16 protein-coding genes are annotated in these 17,179 nt (G+C 69.9%); 5 read left to right on the plus strand and 11 right to left on the minus strand.

From position 1 onward, the window contains the following. Window positions 1-4: 4 nt before the first annotated feature. A complete protein-coding gene (locus tag G5T42_RS09565) occupies window positions 5-2,080 on the minus strand; it encodes an NAD(+) synthase (protein WP_165128026.1) in 2,076 nt (691 codons plus the stop codon). Window positions 2,081-2,172: 92 nt separating this feature from the next. On the opposite strand from G5T42_RS09565, the gene G5T42_RS09570 reads away from it, so the two are divergent. Beyond that, the gene (locus tag G5T42_RS09570) at window positions 2,173-5,853 is read left to right on the plus strand and encodes a bifunctional RecB family nuclease/DEAD/DEAH box helicase (protein ID WP_165128028.1); all 3,681 of its coding nucleotides are present in this window, start codon (window positions 2,173-2,175) and stop codon (window positions 5,851-5,853) included. Window positions 5,854-6,023: 170 nt separating this feature from the next. On the opposite strand, the gene upp is transcribed toward G5T42_RS09570, so the two are convergent. Next, on the minus strand, window positions 6,024-6,656 hold the full coding sequence (gene upp / locus G5T42_RS09575) for a uracil phosphoribosyltransferase (RefSeq protein WP_165128030.1): 633 nt from the start codon (window positions 6,654-6,656) through the stop codon (window positions 6,024-6,026). Window positions 6,657-6,718: 62 nt separating this feature from the next. Here upp and G5T42_RS09580 point away from each other — a divergent pair, with 62 nt between their 5' ends. Beyond that, window positions 6,719-7,150: a nucleoside deaminase gene (locus tag G5T42_RS09580; protein ID WP_165130176.1), complete on the plus strand. Its 432-nt coding sequence runs from the start codon at window positions 6,719-6,721 to the stop codon at window positions 7,148-7,150. A gap of 26 nt (window positions 7,151-7,176) precedes the next feature. Here G5T42_RS09580 and G5T42_RS09585 read toward each other — a convergent pair whose 3' ends face one another. The 5 genes from G5T42_RS09585 to G5T42_RS09605 all read right to left on the minus strand — a co-directional run bounded on the left by G5T42_RS09585 (window position 7,177) and on the right by G5T42_RS09605 (window position 11,545). After that, window positions 7,177-8,106, minus strand: coding sequence for an LLM class F420-dependent oxidoreductase (locus G5T42_RS09585; protein WP_165128032.1), 930 nt, complete (start codon window positions 8,104-8,106; stop codon window positions 7,177-7,179). Window positions 8,107-8,117: 11 nt separating this feature from the next. Further along, entirely contained in the window at window positions 8,118-9,080 is a 963-nt protein-coding gene (locus G5T42_RS09590) for a cation diffusion facilitator family transporter (RefSeq protein WP_165128034.1), read from the minus strand. A 66-nt stretch (window positions 9,081-9,146) separates the two neighbouring features. Beyond that, window positions 9,147-10,259, minus strand: a complete 1,113-nt coding sequence (locus G5T42_RS09595) for an alpha/beta hydrolase (protein ID WP_165128036.1) — start codon at window positions 10,257-10,259, stop codon at window positions 9,147-9,149. A gap of 132 nt (window positions 10,260-10,391) precedes the next feature. Further along, window positions 10,392-11,084, minus strand: coding sequence for an SRPBCC domain-containing protein (locus G5T42_RS09600; protein WP_165128038.1), 693 nt, complete (start codon window positions 11,082-11,084; stop codon window positions 10,392-10,394). A 41-nt stretch (window positions 11,085-11,125) separates the two neighbouring features. Further along, entirely contained in the window at window positions 11,126-11,545 is a 420-nt protein-coding gene (locus G5T42_RS09605) for a metalloregulator ArsR/SmtB family transcription factor (protein WP_165128040.1), read from the minus strand. A 102-nt stretch (window positions 11,546-11,647) separates the two neighbouring features. Here G5T42_RS09605 and proC point away from each other — a divergent pair, with 102 nt between their 5' ends. Then, on the plus strand, window positions 11,648-12,484 hold the full coding sequence (proC, locus tag G5T42_RS09610; RefSeq protein ID WP_165128042.1) for a pyrroline-5-carboxylate reductase: 837 nt from the start codon (window positions 11,648-11,650) through the stop codon (window positions 12,482-12,484). Between the two features lie 65 nt (window positions 12,485-12,549). On the opposite strand, the gene G5T42_RS09615 is transcribed toward proC, so the two are convergent. Genes G5T42_RS09615 through G5T42_RS09630 form a run of 4 tightly spaced genes read right to left on the minus strand, consistent with a single transcriptional unit; the run spans window position 12,550 to window position 14,875 of the window. Then, a complete protein-coding gene (locus G5T42_RS09615; protein ID WP_165128044.1) occupies window positions 12,550-13,311 on the minus strand; it encodes an ABC transporter permease in 762 nt (253 codons plus the stop codon). Window positions 13,312-13,320: 9 nt separating this feature from the next. After that, window positions 13,321-14,130: an ATP-binding cassette domain-containing protein gene (locus G5T42_RS09620; RefSeq protein WP_165128046.1), complete on the minus strand. Its 810-nt coding sequence runs from the start codon at window positions 14,128-14,130 to the stop codon at window positions 13,321-13,323. Then, the gene (locus G5T42_RS09625; protein WP_165128048.1) at window positions 14,127-14,495 is read right to left on the minus strand and encodes a DUF1048 domain-containing protein; all 369 of its coding nucleotides are present in this window, start codon (window positions 14,493-14,495) and stop codon (window positions 14,127-14,129) included. The genes G5T42_RS09620 and G5T42_RS09625 overlap by 4 nt, the downstream gene beginning before the upstream one ends. 2 nt (window positions 14,496-14,497) lie before the next feature. Then, on the minus strand, window positions 14,498-14,875 hold the full coding sequence (locus G5T42_RS09630; RefSeq protein WP_165128050.1) for a PadR family transcriptional regulator: 378 nt from the start codon (window positions 14,873-14,875) through the stop codon (window positions 14,498-14,500). Between the two features lie 252 nt (window positions 14,876-15,127). Between G5T42_RS09630 and G5T42_RS09635 the strand changes: the two genes are divergently transcribed. Then, the gene (locus G5T42_RS09635) at window positions 15,128-16,489 is read left to right on the plus strand and encodes a TrkH family potassium uptake protein (protein WP_165128052.1); all 1,362 of its coding nucleotides are present in this window, start codon (window positions 15,128-15,130) and stop codon (window positions 16,487-16,489) included. Continuing rightward, window positions 16,482-17,177 (plus strand): TrkA family potassium uptake protein, encoded by a 696-nt coding sequence (locus tag G5T42_RS09640; protein ID WP_206535613.1) that lies wholly within the window; start codon window positions 16,482-16,484, stop codon window positions 17,175-17,177. Before G5T42_RS09635 ends, G5T42_RS09640 begins: the two co-directional genes overlap by 8 nt. The last annotated feature ends 2 nt before the right edge of the window (window positions 17,178-17,179 follow it).

A 17,179-nucleotide genomic window follows, 5' to 3' on the forward strand; every position in this document is an offset into this window, starting at 1 on the left:
CGCCTCAGCGCTTCGAGGCGTACTCCGGCAGGGCCGCGTCCAGCTCGGCGAGCCACGCGCTCGCGTTGCCGTCGGACGGGGCGCGCCAGTCACCGCGCGGCGACAGCGATCCGGCGGGTGAGACCTTGGGGCCGTTCGGAATGGCCGACCGCTTGAACTGCGCGAACGCGAAGTAGCGCTGCAGGAAGACCTTCAGCCACTTGACGATCGTCGGCAGGTCGTACGCGTAGCGGTCTTCGTCGGGGAAGCCCGGCGGCCATGCCCCGGCATCCTGATCCTTCCAGGACTGCTCCGCGAGGAACGCGATCTTGGAGGGCCGGATGCCGAAGCGGAGGATCCAGTAGAGCGCGAAGTCGTGCAGCGCGTACGGTCCGATGCGATCCTCGGTGGACTGCATCTTGCCGTCCTGCCCGGCCGGGACGAGCTCGGGGCTGATCTCGGTGTCGAGTACCGACTGGAGCACTTCGCGCGCGCGGGCGCTGAGATCGGTGGATCCGCCCTCGTGCCCCTCCTGCGCGATGACCCACCGGATGACGTGCTGGATGAGGGTCTTCGGCACCCCCGCGTTGACGGCGTAGTGACTCATGTGGTCGCCGACGCCGTAGGTCGCCCAGCCGAGCGCGAGCTCGGACAGATCGGACGTGCCGATGACCATGCCCCCGTTCTGGTTCGCGAGGCGGAAGAGGTAGTCGGTGCGCAGGCCGGCCTGCACGTTCTCGAACGTGATGTCGTGCACGGGCTCGCCCTCGGCGAAGGGATGCCCGATCTGCTCGAGCATCTCGGTCGCCGCCGGGCGGATGTCGATCGTCTCGATCGAGGCGCCGATCGTCTCGGCGAGGGCGATCGCGTTGGACTTCGTGTGCTCGCTCGTCGCGAACCCGGGCATCGTGTAGGCGAGGATGTCGCTGCGCGGCCGGCCCATCCGGTCCATCGCGCGCGCGATGACCAGCAGTGCGTGCGTCGAGTCGAGGCCGCCGCTCACGCCGATCACGGGCTTCGGGTCGCCGATCGCCTGCATGCGCTGCATGAGCCCCGACACCTGGATGTTGAAGGCCTCGTAGCAGTCCAGCGCGAGGCGCTCGGGGTCGTCGGGCACGAACGGGAAGCGGTCGAGCGGGCGCCGCAGGCCGGTCTCGGTCGCGGGTGGGTCGAGCTCGAAGTGCACGGTGCGGAAATACGGCTCGCGCGTGCGGCGGTTGTCGTCGAAGGTCCCCTGCCGGATCCGGTCCTGTCGCAGACGGTCGAGATCGACATCGGCGATGCTGTGCCGCGGACCGTCGGGGAACCGCTCGGTCTCGTCGAGCAGCAGGCCGCCCTCGTAGATCATGGTCTGGCCGTCCCACGACACGTCGTTCGTCGACTCGCCCATCCCGGCCGCCGCGTAGGCGTAGGCGGCGAGGCACCGCAGCGATTGCGACTGGCAGAGGTTCTTGCGGTCCTCGGCCCGGGCGATCGTGATGGGGCTGCCCGACAGGTTGAGCAGCACGGTCGCGCCCGCGAGCGCGGCGGAGGACGACGGCGGGATGGGCACCCACACGTCTTCGCACACCTCTGCGTGCACGACGAGCCCCGGGACGTCGAGGGACTCGAACAGCAGGTCGGGACCGAACGGGGCCTCGAGCCCTCCGACGCGGATGTCCTCGCCGAGCTGGTCGTCGCCGGGCGCGAACCAGCGGCGCTCGTAGAACTCGCGATAGTTCGGCAGGTACGACTTCGGCGCGACGCCGAGCAGCTCGCCGCGGTGGATCACGACGGCGCAGTTGAAGAGGCGGTTCCGGTGGCGAAGCGGCGCGCCGACGACGATCACGGGAAGGAGATCGATGGATGCCTCGACCAGCCGCTCGATGGCCGCGACGACTCCGTCGAGCACGGCGTCCTGCATCAGGAGGTCTTCGATCGAGTAGCCGGTGAGGCAGAGCTCGGGGAAGACCGCGACCGCGACCCCCTCGTCGCTCAGCTCGCGCGCGCTCGCCAGGACGGTGTCGGCGTTGGCCGCCGGGTCGGCGATCACCAGGGGGATCGTGCACGCCGCGATGCGGGCGAAGCCGTGCCGGTATGCGCTCTCGAAGGGGAGGCTCATGCGTCCAGTCTGGCAGGAGAGGCGGGGCGGGCGCCGGGGTTGACGACGAAGGTGTCGGGGGCCGCGGCTAATGTCGAGGGCGGAAGGGGACCATGCGATACATCGAGGACGAAGGCCGGATCGTCTGGAGTGCGAGCGACCTCAAGGCCGCCGCGGAGTGCGAGTTCGCGTGGCTCCGCGCGATCGACGCGAAGCTCGGGCGGGTCGCCGCGGTCGAAGAGCCCGAAGACGCGACCCTCGTGCGCGCGGGACTGCTCGGCGGCGAGCACGAACGCCGGGTGCTGGCCGAGTACAAGGCGCGGTACGGCGACCGGGTCGTCGAGATCCCTGAGACGCGGTCGACGGATGCCGAGGGCCTCGCGCGCGCCGTCGAGCTGACGAACGCCGCGCTCGCGTCCGGCGCCGTCGTGGTCTACCAGGCCGCATTCGCGACCGACGAATTCGTCGGCTTCGCCGACTTCCTCCTGCGCGAGCCCTCGACGGTAACCGCGACCGACGTTTCGGCTGACGGCGAGCACGGTGAGCGCACCGGGCCGTGGATCGTGCAGGACACCAAGCTCGCGCGGCACGCCCGCGTCACGGCGCTCATGCAGCTCGCCGCCTACGTCGTGCAGCTCGACCGCCTCGGAGTGCCCCGGTCGGAGCGGGTGGAGCTGCTGCTCGGCGACGGCAGCGTCAGCGTCCACGAGGCATCGGATCTGCTTCCCGTCTTCGCGCTGCGGCGCGACCGCCTGAGGGCGCTCGTCGCCGACCGGCGGCTCGACCTCGGCGCAGACGGACCAGCGATCGCCTGGGGCGACGATCGGGGCGAGCTCGGGGTGATCGCGTGCGGGCGGTGCGCCACCTGCGATGCCGAGGTGATCGCACACCGCGATCTGCTGCTCGTCGCGGGCATGCGGCCCGTCCAGCGGGATCGTCTGCGGGCGGCCGGCATCCAGACGATCGATGCGCTCGCCGAGGCGCCCGGGTCGCCCGACCACATGAGCCCCGACACCTTCGCGATGCTGCGCACGCAGGCGCGGCTGCAGCTCGCGAGCCCGGCAGGACTCGGCATCCCGCCTCTCGTCGCACCCCTCGTCGAGGTGCAGCCGGTACCCGTCATCGAGCCCATCCCGGGCTTGCAGACCGTGGCGGAACTCGCCGAAGCCCCCACCGCGACGGCAATGCTGCTCGCGGAGCCGCCGGCGCCGATCCCGACCTACGAGGTCGTGCACCCCAAGGCGCTCGGTGCTCTGCCGCGGCCGGATCGGGGCGACCTCTTCTTCGACTTCGAGGGCGACCCGCTCTATACCGAGACGCCGGCACCCGGCGAGCCCGTGCAGTGGGGGATCGACTACCTCTTCGGCTTCGTCGATCTCGACGAGCAGTACTCCGCCATCTGGGCGCATTCGTTCGCGCAGGAGTGCGAGGCGCTCGAGCGGTTCATCGACCTCGTGAATCTGCGTCGGATGCAGCATCCCGGCATGCACATCTATCACTACGCGCCGTACGAGCCGACGCATCTGCTCTCGATGGCGGCACGGCACGGCACGCGCGAGGCCGATGTCGACCGGCTGCTGCGCGACGGCGTCTTCGTCGACCTCTATCCGGTCGTGCGGCGCGCGCTGCGCGTCGGCTCGCGCTCGTACTCGATCAAGAAGCTCGAGCCGCTGTACATGGGCGCCGAGGTGCGCACGAGCGACGTGCAGAAGGGCGACGACTCGATCGTCAAGTACGTGCAGGCTCGCGCTCTCGACGACGACGGTCAGGAGCTCGCGGCGCGCGAGATCTTCGACGACCTCGCCGACTACAACCGCTACGACTGCGTGTCGACGAGGCGCCTGCGCGACTGGCTGGTCGATCGAGCCCGCGAGGCCGGCCTCCGGCCCTCGCCGAATCCCGAGCCCGGTGAGACGACGTACGAGCCCTCGGTGCGCGCCTTGACGCTCGCCGCGCTCGCCCAGCGCCTTCCCGACGACTCGGCCGAGGCTCGTTCGCTCCGGCTCGGCGCCGCCGCGATCGACTACTACCCGCGCGAGGCGAAGACCTTCTGGGCCACCCACTTCCTGCGCCTCCGCGAGCCCGTCTCCGTGTGGGAGGACGCCCGCGATGTCGTCGTGCTCGACGCCGCGCGGTGCCGCATCATCGCCGACTGGCATCGCGAAGAGGGTCAGCGCACCGATCGCCGGGTGCTCGAGCTCCGCGGCGAGGTCGCGCCCGGCACGCGCCTCAGCGAGGGGTCCAGCCCCTTCGCGCTCTACGATCTCCCGGCGCCGTTCCCCTTCGAGCCGTCGCCGCGCTGGATCCACGCCGACCACCGCGTCAACGTCATCGACGTCCTCGACGACGGGGCGATCGTCGAGGAGTTCGCGATCGAGGGGCTCACGTGGTCCGAACTCCCGCTCGCCCTGACCCCGCAGGCGCCGCCGCGCGCCGGCAACCAGCAGGCCGCGATCGACGCCTGGGCCGACACCGTCATCGCGACATCGCCCGATCTGCCGCACGACCCGGCGACCGACATCCTCCGTCGCCGTCCGCCGAGGACGCGATCCGGCGGGCTCGTGCCGTCCGACGGTGACAACATCGACGCCATCACCCGCTCGATCCTGGATCTCGATCGCAGCTACCTTGCGGTGCAGGGCCCTCCGGGCACGGGCAAGACCTACGTCGGCTCGCACGTCATCGCCCGGCTCGTGCGCGACCACGGCTTCAAGATCGGCGTCGTCGCGCAGTCCCATGCCGTCGTCGAGAACATGCTCGACCGCATCGTCGAGGCGGGAGTCGCGCCGCAGCAGGTCGCGAAAGCGCCGAAGGACGCGTCCGCCACAGGCACCTCTTTCACGCCGATCCCGAAGAACGGCGTCGCGGCCTGGGTCGCCGAGCAGTCCGGCGGCTACGTCCTCGGCGGCACCGCGTGGGACTTCAGCCACGAGGGGCGCGTGCCGCGGAGCAGCCTCGACCTCCTCGTGATCGACGAGGCCGGCCAGTTCTCGCTGGCCTCGACGATCGCGGTGTCGCTCGCCGCGCCGCGTCTGCTGCTCCTGGGCGATCCGCAGCAGCTGCCGCAGGTGAGCCAGGGCACGCACCCTGAGCCCGTCGACACGTCGGCGCTCGGCTGGGTCATGGACGGCGCCGATGTCGTGCCGCCCGAGTACGGCTACTTCCTCGCGCTCACGTGGCGCATGCACCCGGCCGTCGCCGACCCGGTCTCGACGCTCTCGTACCAGGGTGAGCTCGCGTCGCATCCCTCCGCCGCCCTGCGCACGCTCGCCGGTGTGGCACCGGGGCTGCACGCCGTGCCGGTGCGGCACCACGGCAACTCGACGCAGTCGGTCGAGGAGTCCGCGACGGTCGTGCAGCTCGTCCGCGATCTGCTCGGCCGGGAGTGGACCGACCCGTCGGCGGCGACCACCGCTGAAGAGGCCGCACCCCCACGCCCGCTGACCGAGACCGACATCATCGTCGTCACGCCCTACAACGCGCAGCAGGTCGAGGTGGAGCGCGCGCTCGCCGAGGCAGGCTTCCCGAGCATCCCCGTCGGCACCGTCGACCGGTTCCAGGGTCAGGAGGCGGTGGTGGCCATCGTGTCGCTCGCCGCGTCGTCGGGGCGCGACGCGCCGCGGGGTCTGGAGTTCCTCCTCCTGCGCAATCGCCTCAACGTCGCCATCTCGCGGGCGAAGCACACGGCCTACGTCGTGTACGCGCCGGGGCTGCTCGACGACCTGCCCCGCACTCCCGAGGGGGTGGCCCGGCTGAGCGGCTTCGCGCGCCTCGTTCTGGACGCGATCGATTAACTGGCCGCTTCTCGGATGTCAACCCCTTAGGGACATTTTCGAGCGGCACATAGCCTTATAGGGCGTCATCACGACGCAGGTGCGGTACCCGTTCGGCGAGGGGCGGGTGCCGCACCACTTCTCTTTTGCGGGCCGTTCTGAAGGCCCTTGCGAGAAGCGCGCAATCATCGTCAGACGGTGCCGTACAGCCGGTCCCCGGCGTCTCCGAGCCCCGGCACGATGTAGCCCTTGTCGTTGAGGCGTTCGTCGAGCGCACCCAGCACGAGGGTCACGTCGCGGCCGTCGACCTGCCGCTCGATCGCAGCCACTCCTTCGGGGGCGCCGAGCAGGCAGATCGCCGTCACGTCCTGCGCTCCGCGCTTGAAGAGGAACTCGATCGCCGCGCCGAGTGAGCCGCCCGTCGCGAGCATGGGGTCGAGGACGAAGCACTGGCGGTCGCTCAGGTTCTCGGGGAGGCGCTCGGCATACGTCGACGGAGCGAGCGTCTCCTCATTGCGCACCATGCCGAGGAACCCCACCTCGGCCGTGGGGAGCAGCTTCACCATGCCCTCCAGCATGCCGAGGCCGGCGCGCAGGATCGGCACGACGAGCGGACGGGGCTCGCCGATCTTGACACCGGTCGTCGTGGTGACCGGAGTCTGGATCTCGATCGGCGACACCCGCACGTTCCGGGTCGCCTCGTAGGCGAGAAGGGTCACGAGCTCTTCGGTGAGCTGCCGGAACACCGGCGACGTCGTGCGCGCATCGCGCAGCACCGTGAGCTTGTGGGTGATGAGGGGGTGGTCGGCGACGTGCAGGCGCATACGCCCAGGCTACTGGGCCGTAGTCTCGGACTGTGATCCCCGATCCCGCCGATCTCGCCGCGATGGACCGTGCGCTCGCACTCGCCGCCGACGCGGGAGAGCAGGGCGACGTGCCGGTGGGAGCGGTGGTGACGGATGCCGCGGGCACGATCATCGCCGAGGGGCGCAACCTCCGCGAGGTCACGGGCGATCCGACGGCCCATGCCGAGGTGGTGGCGCTGCGCGCGGCGGCTGCGGCGCTCGGCAGCTGGAACCTCTCGGGCTGCACGCTCGCCGTGACGCTCGAGCCGTGCCTCATGTGCGCAGGCGCTCTGCTTCAGGCGCGCGTCTCGCGGCTCGTCTTCGGCGCCTGGGACGAGAAGGCCGGGGCGGCGGGGTCGGTGTACGACGTGGTGCGCGATCGGCGGCTGCCCTACCGTGCGGAGGTCGTCGCGGGGGTCCGCGAGGCCGAGGCATCCACTCTCCTGCGGCGGTTCTTCGACCCGCTGCGCTGACCCGCTCCGCTGAGACGCGCTCCGGATCAGCGCGGGAGCCCGGGGAGCACCTCGGCGCCCAGATACTCCACGTGGTCGACGTCCTGCAGATCGAGCAGCTGGAAGTACACGCGGTGTATGCCGAGCTCGGCGTAGCGGGCGATCCGCTCGCCGATCTCATCCGCGTCGCCGACGATGTTGACGCCGTCGCGCACCTCTTCGAGTGAGCGGCCCAGCTTGGCCGCGCGGCGGGCGACGGCGGCGTCGTCGGCGCCGGCGAAAGTCGACATCGCGAGCGAGAACTTCAGCGTCTGCGGGTCCCGTCCCACGCGCTCGCACGCGGCGCGGAGGTTCGCGAGGCGCTCCGGGATCTCCTCGAGCGCAGGGAAGCCGAGGTTGAACTCCGTCGCGAAGCGTGCCGCGAGCTCCGGCGTGCGTCGGGGCCCCCTGCCTCCCACGATCAGCGGTACGCGCGGCTGAGCCGGCTTGGGGAGGGCCGGCGAATCCTCCAGGCGGTAGTGGCGGCCGTCGAACGAGAACGTCTCGTCGACAGGTGTCGCCCACAGGCCCGTGACGACGACGAGCTGCTCCTCGAGCAGGTCGAACCGCTTCGCGGGGAACGGGATGCCGTAGGCCCGGTGCTCCTGCTCCATCCAGCCTGCGCCCAGGCCGAGCTCGACGCGGCCGCCCGACATGTCGTCGACCTGGGCCACCTGCACGGCGAGGATGCCGGGGTGGCGGAAGGTCACCGATGAGACGAGGGTGCCGAGGCGGATGCGGGATGTCTCGCGGGCGAGTCCGGCGAGCGTCGTCCAGGCGTCGGTCGGCCCCGGAAGCTGCTGCGACCGGCCCGAGCGCATGTAGTGGTCGGAGCGGAAGAAGCCGTCGAACCCGAGGCGCTCGGCGGTCTGGGCGAACGCCAGCTGGTCGGCGTAGGAGGCCCCGAGCTGCGGCTCGACGAAGACGCAGTACTCCATGTCTCGCGGGGTCAGTTCTCGGACTTGAGGACGATCTGCTCGGTGGGCGTCGGCCCACCCGGCGTCCGCAGGATGTCGGGCTCGAGATAGATCACGCGCGCGGCCGGAACGGCCTTGCGGATCCGTTCCTCGATCGCGTCGATGTCGGCCGCGACCTCGCCGAGGGCACGATCGGCAGCGAAGCTCAGCTTCGCCGCGACGAGCAGCTCATCGGGTCCGAGGTAGAGCGTCTTGATGTGGATGAGCTTCTCGATCTCGGAGCCGCCGTGGATGGCCGACACGATCTTGTCGTAGTCGCCCCGCGTCGCGCCTTCGCCGACGAGGAGGCTCTTCGTCTCGATGCCGAGGACGATCGCGACGAGCACGAGGAGCGTGCCGATCATGAGCGTGCCGATCGCGTCGAAGACCGAGTTGCCCGTGATGGCCGTCAGCCCGACGCCGAACAGGGCGAACACGAGACCGGTGAGCGCCGCGACGTCCTCGAGCAGCACGACGGGCAGCTCGGGAGCCTTCGCGTGCCGCACGAACGACACCCAGGACTGTCCCTTCGTGCGGAGGTGATTGCTCTCGCCGACCGCGGTGCGCAGCGAGATCGACTCCAGCACGATCGCGATGCCGAGCACCGCGAGGGGCACCCACACGTTCTCGAGCTCGTGCGGATGCGTGAGCTTCTCGACGCCCTCGTAGATCGAGAACAGGCCGCCGACCGAGAAGAGGATGATCGAGACGACGAACGCGTAGACGTACCGCTCGCGTCCGTAGCCGAACGGATGCTCCGCATCGGCCTCACGCCGCGCCTTGCGGCCGCCGAGCATGAGCAGGAGCTGGTTGCCGGAGTCCGCCACGGAGTGGATCGCCTCGGCGAGCATCGAGGACGACCCCGAGATGAGCCACGCCACGAACTTCGCCAGGGCGATGCCCATGTTCGCGAGGAACGCCGCCAGAATCGCCTTGCCGCCGCCGGAAGCACTCATGCGGAGAAGTCTACGGATGCCGCGGCATCCATCAGCGCCCTTGACGCACCGGCCAGCGGCGCGGCGTCAATCCGCCGAGCGGAGGATGATGGTCTCGGTCGGCGGTGAGGGCTCCGCGGGGCGCCCCACGTAGCCGATCACCTGCAGGAGAGCGTGACGGAATTCGGCCGGGCGCTCGAGGTGAGCCGAATGCCCGACGCCGTCGAGCGCGATCTCGGTCACGTCGCCCCCTTTCGCCGAGTACGCGTCGAGCACGTCGCGGGTCTGCGAGACCATCTGCTGTGCCGGGGCGATGTCAGCCCCCGGCCACCCTGGGATGATCCCGAGGGCGCCGAGGTGGTTGTAGTCGTAGAAGGAGGCGTCGGAGACGATGGCGTCGGCGGTGCCGTGGATCCAGAGCACGGGGGGCTTGGGTTCGAGGTCGACGACGGCCGACACGTCGAAGTACTGCGGGGCCATCGTGTTGAGCACTCCGACCGTGCCGGCGCCGAAACCAGGCCAGTTGTCGCTGTGCACCGAGTCCCCGGGGTAGTTGCCGGTCGCCGTCGAGGTCGAGAGGATCGACTCGACCCAGACATCCTCGTGCTCGGTCGTGTAGCCGGGCGCGACGTAGCCGGAGCGGAAGACGTTACGCGGCGACGTGGGCGCTTCGTCGGACGTGTCGTGGGCGATGAGGCGCTCGACGAAGTCGGGGTTGGCCGCCCCGCCGCCGCAGCCCGCGTCGTCGTCGGTGAGACGGCTGCCGTCGCGACGCGTGCCGCCGAAGCCGTACGGCGACACGGGCGACTGCAGGGTGAGGCTCAGAGCGGGGTGCTCGAGGGCGTACTGCATGATCATGCCGCCACCCATCGACCAGCCCACGAAGTGCGCGGTCGGGATGCCGAGGGCCTCGAGGGTCGCGAACACATCGTCGCTGAAGTCCCGGACCCCGCGCGTCGCATCGATGGGGGAGTGCTCGGTGCCGCCGTACCCGCGCAGGTCGACGGCGATGACCCTCAGGTCGTGCGGGAGATCCTGCATGATCTCCTGCCAGAACAGCGAGGAGGAGCCGTTGCCGTGGATCAGCACGACCGTGCGCTCCGGCGGTGTCGCCGGGTCGTCGCCGTCCCTCTCGAGGATGTTGACGGTGAGTCGAGGAGTGTCGATAAGCCGGGCGGTGATGCCGTCGAAGAGAGTCATGACGCGTCCTTCGGATGTCCCCAGGGGAGCGTCGGCGCTCCCGTCTGCCTCGACTATAAACCCCCCTCGATCGAGGTGAACGAGCTTTCAGGTTAACCCCCGCACGCGCATGGCGAGGGTCGCGGGCACCCGTCACGCCTCGGTGCTTCCGGCGTCTCCCATGTCGGTCGGCATCTCGCCCATGTATGCCGCGGCCGTGGCGTCGGCGGCTCGGGACGCGACCTCCGGGTCCGCGCCGTCGCCGATGTGGGCCTCTCGCCACGCGTCGGCCGACGCGCGGGTGAACTGCTTGCCCTCGTCGGTGAGCATCCACGCCTGGCCCTCCTCCGGCGACGGCCCGTCCACGGCCGAGCCGAGGTGAAGGGCGAGTCCGAGCAGGCCGGAGTCCCAGCCGATGCCCGTGGCGCCGGGACCGAACTGCTCCCACATCTCGTCGGGCACCTCCGACACGGCTGCAACGTGCTCGAGCTCGAAGCGCGTCCGGTCGGCGCCGGCTTCGGTGACGCGGACGGTGATCCACGTCACGCCGCCCGCGTACTCCCACGTCGCGCGGTACGACGCCGTGCCGCCCGACGGCGGTTCGCAGGCGAGCACCTCGCCGCCGGCGTTCCCCTCGAGCTGGTACCGCCCGCCCAGGCGCAGGTCGCCCGACACCGGCAGGAACCACCGGCGGATGCGGTCCGCCGTCGTGACGGCCTCCCACACGTCCTCGAGGCTCGACGGATACTCCTGCGCGAGCCGCTGCACGCGGACGTCCTCACCGTCTTGCTGCGTCGTCTCGACGCCGCGCTCGACGGCCGCGATCTGTGCGTTGACATCAACCATGGGTTCTTCTCCTTGTCGGTGTGGTCTCAGGTGTCGGCGTCTCAGCCGTCTTCCGGGTCTTCGGGGTCTGCGGGCGGTTCTTCGGGGAGAGGGGATGCCGCGGCATCCGTCTCCTCGTCCGCCTTCTCGCCGTCGAGCCGACGTGCTCGACGGCCACGGGCGAGCTCTGTGCCGAGGGCGTCGAGCCGTGGCTGCCAGAACCGGCGGAAGGGGTCGAACCACGCGTCGGCGGCCTCGAGGGGCCGCGGGTCGACGGCGTACAGCCGACGGGTACCCTCCGCCCGCACCGTGGCGAAGCCGGCGTCGCGCAGGACCCGCAGGTGCTGCGACACGGCGGGTTGCGAGATCCCGAATTCGCGCTGGATCACGCTTCCGATGTCGCCCGCGCTGAGCTCGCCGTCGGCGAGCAGCTCGATGATCCGGCGGCGGACCGGATCACCGAGGACATCGAGCGCGTGCATGACTAAATGATTGCGCCGATACTTATATAAGTCAACACTGATTCTGTGGTTCGACAACACCGCGCCGCAGGTCGTTCACCCGCGGCTCATAGGATGGCGGGCATGCCCGACTCCCTCCCCTCCATCGCGATCCTCGGCGCCGGCTCGATGGGCGGCGCCGTCCTTCGCGGGCTCGTGCGCTCGGGTCTCGCGACCTCCGGTCTGACCGCCACGAACCGCAGTTCCGAAAAGGCCGGCGCACTCGCCGACCTCGACGGTGTCTCGTCGATCGCTCTCGAGGAGCAGCCGACGGGGAACGCGGATGCCGCGTCCACCGCCGAGATCGTGCTCATCGGCGTCAAACCCGCCATGGTCCCCGACCTGCTGCGCGAGATCGCCCCTCGGCTCCGCCCCGGCACGATCGTCGTGAGCCTCGCGGCCGGCGTCAAGATCGCGACGTTCGAGTCGATCCTCGGTGCCGGCATCCCCGTCCTGCGCTCGATGCCCAACACGCCCGCGCTCGTCGGCAGGGCGGTCACAGGCCTCGCCGCCGGGACCGAGGCGACGCCCGAGCACTTCGCCGTCGCGCGCCGCCTCTTCGAGACGGTCGGGACGGTCGTCGAGGTCCCTGAGGACAAGATCGACGCCCTTTCGACCATCTCCGGCTCAGGGCCCGCCTACGTCTATCTCCTCATCGAGGAGCTCACCGAAGCCGCCGTCGGCAAGGGCTTCACGGAGGAGCAGGCGAGGCTCATGGCCGAGCAGACCTTCATCGGCGCGGCCGCGCTGCTCGAGGCATCCGGCGAGGAGCCCGCCGAGCTCCGCCGCCAGGTCACGAGCCCCAAGGGCACGACCGAGCGGGCGGTCGCGGTGCTGCAGGGGGCGCACCTCGCGGGGCTCTTCGCCGAGGCGACGGATGCCGCGCTCGCCCGCGCCCGAGAGCTCGCCGCCGGCGCATAGGCCTCGCACGACGCAACGGCGGGCCCGCACCCCTGAGGGTGCGGCCCGCCGTTTCGGTCGCCCGGTCAGCGGAACTTGCGGCGGTAGATCACCATCGAGATGACATATCCGATGACGAGGATGCCGACGCACCACGCGAGAGCGATCCAGATGTCTCCGCTGACCGGCCTGCCGGCGAGAAGGTCGCGCAGGGCGTTCACGATCGACGTGGTCGGCTGGTACTCGGCGAAGAACCGCACCGGACCGGGCATCGTCTCGGTGGGCACGAAGGCCGAGCTGATGAACGGCAGGAAGATGAGCGGGTAGGCGAAGGCGCCGGCGCCGTCCATCGTCTTGGCCGAGAGGCCCGCGATGACCGCGAGCCAGGTCAGCGCGAGGGTGAAGAGCGCCAGGATGCCTCCGACCGCGAGCCACTGCAGCACGTCGGCGCCCGACCGGAAGCCCATGAGCAGCGCCACGGCGATCACGACCACCACCGAGGTGAGGTTCGCCACGACCGAGGTGAGGACGTGCGACCACAGCACCGACGACCGGGCGATCGGCATGGACTGGAACCGCTCGAAGATCCCGCTCTGCAGGTCGGTGAACAGGCGCGCCGAGGTGTACGCGACGCCGGAAGCCACCGTGATGAGGAGGATGCCGGGCAGGAGGTAGTCGACGTAGGCCACTGAACCCGTGTCGATGGCGCCGCCGAAGACGAACACGAAGAGCAGCATGATCGCGACCGGGGTGATCGCCGTCGTGATGATCGTGTCGAGGCTGCGGGTGATGTGGCGCAGGGACCGGCCCGTGAGGACGGCCGTGTCGCCGATGACGTGCGTGGTCATGGTCGTTCCTTACTTCTCGGTCGCGCCGCCGCCGGCGGCGGTGTCGCTCTTGCGGTCGTCTCCGACGATCGAGAGGAAGACCTCTTCGAGCGTCGGCTGCTTCTCGACGTACTCCACCTGAGCGGGCGGCAGGAGCCGCTTCAGCTCGGCGAGCGTTCCGTCGACGATGATGCGCCCCTCGTGCAGGATCGCGATGCGGTCGGCCAGCTGCTCCGCCTCGTCGAGGTACTGCGTCGTGAGGAGCACCGTCGTGCCGCTCGCGGCGAGCTCCCTGACGGCGTCCCACACCTCGATGCGCGCCTGCGGATCGAGGCCCGTCGTCGGCTCGTCGAGGAAGATGACGGCGGGGCTCCCGATGAGGCTCATCGCGATGTCGAGGCGCCGGCGCATGCCGCCGGAGTAGGTCGCGACCTTGCGGGACGCGGCATCCGTCAGCGAGAACCGTGCCAGCAGACCGTCGGCGATCGCCGCCGGGTTCTTGAGATGCCGCAGCTTGGCGACGAGCACGAGGTTCTCGCGGCCGCTCAGCACCTCGTCGACGGCGGCGAACTGGCCCGTGAGGCTGATCGCCTCGCGGACGTCGTCGCCCTGCGTCGCGACGTCGAGGTCGTTGACGCTCGCGACGCCGGCGTCGGCCGTGAGGAGGGTGGACAGGATCTTGACCAGCGTCGTCTTTCCGGCGCCGTTCGAGCCCAGCAGAGCGAAGATCGAGCCGCGCTCGACGTCGAAGTCGACGCCGCGCAGGACGTGGAGGTCCTTGTACGACTTCTCGATGCCGCGCACGCGCACGGCGGGTGAGGCGAGGGATGCCGTGGTCATTTCTCCTGCGCTCCTTCCGCGTCTTCGATCGCCTTCGTGAGGCGGGCGCGCTCCTTGTCGATCCACTGCGCGCCGCCGTACGACTGCGCGAACGTCTCGGCGAACTCGACCGGGTCGGAGCCGACGATGTCGCGGACAGGGGTGCCGTCAAGGGCGGCGCGCTCCCACAGGTCGACGAGGTCCTCGAACATCCTGATGAGGTCGTCGCCGTCGGTGATGCCGCCGTAGTACATGAAGTACCGGTGCATCGCCTTCGCGGAGGCCCCGTAGGGCTCCGGCAGCGCGTCGAGGCGCGCCTTGGTCTGCTTGTACTGCTTCTTCTGCTCGAGCGATCCGGTGAGCGCTTCGATCCACTTCGCGGCCATGGTCACTTCTCCTTCTCGCCGATCTCGTCGGCGTCGGTCTTGCTAGGGGATGGGGTGTCGTCGGTGCGGAGCTTGTTCAGCCGGTCCGTGAGGAAGCTCCACGTCCTCCAGAACTCGTTGAGGTAGTCCCGTCCCTGCGCGTTGAGGGAGTAGACCTTGCGCGGCGGGCCCTTCTCGGAGGGCACCTTCTCGACGTCGACCAGCCCGCGCTGCTCGACGCGGACGAGGAGCGCGTAGATCGTTCCTTCCGCGATGTCGGCGAATCCCTGCTCGCGCAGCCACGCCGTGATCTCGTACCCGTAGGCATCGCGCGTGGACAGGACGGCGAGGACGACGCCCTCGAGGATTCCCTTGAGCATCTCGGTCTCCTGCTTGCCCATGGTGATCCCTCCTTTCCACTACTCGGTATTGCTGACTACCACTAGATAGTAACGCCGAGTACCGGTACTTAGCAAGAGCGAATACCGACGGATCTTCGGTTGGGCGAGCGAGCACAACGGCGGGGCATGTGGGTGACACGCCGGCGACGGATGCCGCGCCCCGGCGCGCCGCGGAAACCGCCCGCCGTTGTGCACGGCCTACCGACCGCCGGTCGCGGGGGAGCGCGGCTCTCGGAGCGTTAGAGTCACGCCATGGCGACTCGACCGCGTCGGCCCGCGCAGCGGGCGGGCCGGCGCCTGCGACCCGCCCGCACCGTCGTCGCGGCCTTCGGCATCGCCGTCCTCGCCGGCACGGGCCTGCTCATGCTGCCGATCTCGAGTCGCACGGGCGAGGTCGCCGATTTCTTCGACGCGCTCTTCACAGCCACCTCCGCGGTCTGCGTCACGGGCCTGACCGTCGTCGACACCGCGACCTTCTGGTCGCCCTTCGGTCAGGCCGTCATCCTGCTGCTGATCCAGATCGGCGGCCTCGGGATCATGGTGTCGGCATCGACCATCGGGCTCGTCCTCGCGCGGCGGCTCACAGTCGCCGGCCGGCTCACCGCGGCCGCCGAGGCGAACGCGGTCAGCTTCGACGACGTGCGCGGGCTCGTCCGCAACATCGTGCTGATCTCATTCCTCATCGAGGCCTGCACGGCCTTCGTGCTCTTCCTGCGCTTCGCCGGGGCTTACGGCTACCCACCCGGCGAGGCCGCCTGGTACGCCCTCTTCCACTCCGTCTCATCGTTCAACAACGCCGGCTTCGCCCTCTTCAGCGACAACCTCATCGGCTTCGCCTCCGACCCGTTCATCTGCCTTCCCATCTGCGCCGCGATCATCCTCGGCGGGCTGGGCTTCCCGGTTCTCATGCAGCTGAGGCGCGAGTTCCGCCACCCCCTCCGATGGACCATGAACACGCGCCTGGTGCTGTCGATGTCGATCGTGCTCCTGATCGCCGGCACGCTCTACATCACGATCCTCGAGTGGTCGAACCCGCGCACGCTCGGCGGCTACGACCCGGCTGCCCGCATCCTCATCGGCTTCTTCCACTCCGTCCAGACGCGCACCGCCGGCTTCAACTCGGTCGACATCGGCCAGATGCGCGACGAGACCTGGGTCGGCATGGACGTCCTAATGTTCATCGGGGGCGGCCCCGCCGGCACGGCGGGCGGCATCAAGGTCACGACCTTCGCCGTGCTCTACTTCATCCTCCTGACCGAGCTCCGCGGCGAGGCATCCGTCCACATCTTCGGCAAGCGGCTCTCGCGCGCCGTACACCGGCAGGCGATCTCGGTCGTGCTGCTCGCGATCGCCGTCGTCATGGCGGCGGTCATCGCGCTCATGCTGATCACGGGGCATCCGTTCGACAAGGTGCTCTTCGAGGCGGTCTCCGCGTTCGGCACCGTCGGACTCACGACCGGCATCACCTACGGCCTGCCCCCCGGGGCCGAGGTCATCCTGGTGATCCTCATGTTCATCGGGCGGCTCGGACCGCTCACGATCGGCTCGGCCTTCGCGCTCCGCGATCGCCGCGTGCTCTACGAATACCCCGAGGAAAGGCCCGCCATTGGCTAGATTCGCACTCTTCGGCGACACGTCCCGCCGCATCGCCGAGGCCGATTCGGTGGCCGTCATCGGCTTGGGGCGCTTCGGCAGCGCTCTCGCCCTCGAACTCATGGCCTCGGGCACCGAGGTGCTCGGCATCGACCGTGACGACGAGCTCGTCCAGGCGCACAACGGCCAGCTCACGCAGGTCGTGCGTGCCGACTCCACGAAGGAGGAGGCGCTGCGCCAGCTGGCCGTCGACGAGTTCGACCGCGTGGTGGTGGCGATCGGCGCCGACGTGCAGGCATCGATCCTGACCGCGTCGATCCTCCTCGGCATGAAGATCCCGGTGATCTGGGCCAAGGCCGTCACCGAGCAGCACGGCAAGATCCTCGAGCAGCTCGGTGTCACCCACGTCATCTATCCCGAGAAGGACATGGGCCGGCGGGTCGCCCACCTCGTGCGGGGTGCCGCGATCGACTATCTCGAGATCGAGCCCGGGTATTCACTGGCCAAGATCGCCCCGCCCGCCGAGATCCTCGGGATCCCCCTCGGACGGACGACCCTCCGGCAGAAGCACGGCATCACCGTCACGGCGTTCCGCCCGGCGGAGGGGGAGTGGCAGAACGCCGACAACGAGACGGTGCTGGGCGAGGGATCCACCGTCATCATCGTCGGCCCGACCGACCGCGTGGAAGGCTTCGCGCAGCTGCGGTAGGT

The organism is Microbacterium sp. 4R-513 (assembly GCF_011046485.1).
Lineage (GTDB): Bacteria > Actinomycetota > Actinomycetes > Actinomycetales > Microbacteriaceae > Microbacterium.

Bases quoted from the DNA above. Each gene is read 5' to 3' on its own strand.
- G5T42_RS09565 (WP_165128026.1), bottom strand. From the start codon at position 2,080: ATGAGCCTCCCCTTCGAGAGCGCATACCGGCACGGCTTCGCCCGCATC.
- G5T42_RS09570 (WP_165128028.1), top strand. From the start codon at position 2,173: ATGCGATACATCGAGGACGAAGGCCGGATCGTCTGGAGTGCGAGCGAC.
- upp (WP_165128030.1), bottom strand. From the start codon at position 6,656: ATGCGCCTGCACGTCGCCGACCACCCCCTCATCACCCACAAGCTCACG.
- G5T42_RS09580 (WP_165130176.1), top strand. From the start codon at position 6,719: ATGGACCGTGCGCTCGCACTCGCCGCCGACGCGGGAGAGCAGGGCGAC.
- G5T42_RS09585 (WP_165128032.1), bottom strand. From the start codon at position 8,106: ATGGAGTACTGCGTCTTCGTCGAGCCGCAGCTCGGGGCCTCCTACGCC.
- G5T42_RS09590 (WP_165128034.1), bottom strand. From the start codon at position 9,080: ATGAGTGCTTCCGGCGGCGGCAAGGCGATTCTGGCGGCGTTCCTCGCG.
- G5T42_RS09595 (WP_165128036.1), bottom strand. From the start codon at position 10,259: ATGACTCTCTTCGACGGCATCACCGCCCGGCTTATCGACACTCCTCGA.
- G5T42_RS09600 (WP_165128038.1), bottom strand. From the start codon at position 11,084: ATGGTTGATGTCAACGCACAGATCGCGGCCGTCGAGCGCGGCGTCGAG.
- G5T42_RS09605 (WP_165128040.1), bottom strand. From the start codon at position 11,545: ATGCACGCGCTCGATGTCCTCGGTGATCCGGTCCGCCGCCGGATCATC.
- proC (WP_165128042.1), top strand. From the start codon at position 11,648: ATGCCCGACTCCCTCCCCTCCATCGCGATCCTCGGCGCCGGCTCGATG.
- G5T42_RS09615 (WP_165128044.1), bottom strand. From the start codon at position 13,311: ATGACCACGCACGTCATCGGCGACACGGCCGTCCTCACGGGCCGGTCC.
- G5T42_RS09620 (WP_165128046.1), bottom strand. From the start codon at position 14,130: ATGACCACGGCATCCCTCGCCTCACCCGCCGTGCGCGTGCGCGGCATC.
- G5T42_RS09625 (WP_165128048.1), bottom strand. From the start codon at position 14,495: ATGGCCGCGAAGTGGATCGAAGCGCTCACCGGATCGCTCGAGCAGAAG.
- G5T42_RS09630 (WP_165128050.1), bottom strand. From the start codon at position 14,875: ATGGGCAAGCAGGAGACCGAGATGCTCAAGGGAATCCTCGAGGGCGTC.
- G5T42_RS09635 (WP_165128052.1), top strand. From the start codon at position 15,128: ATGGCGACTCGACCGCGTCGGCCCGCGCAGCGGGCGGGCCGGCGCCTG.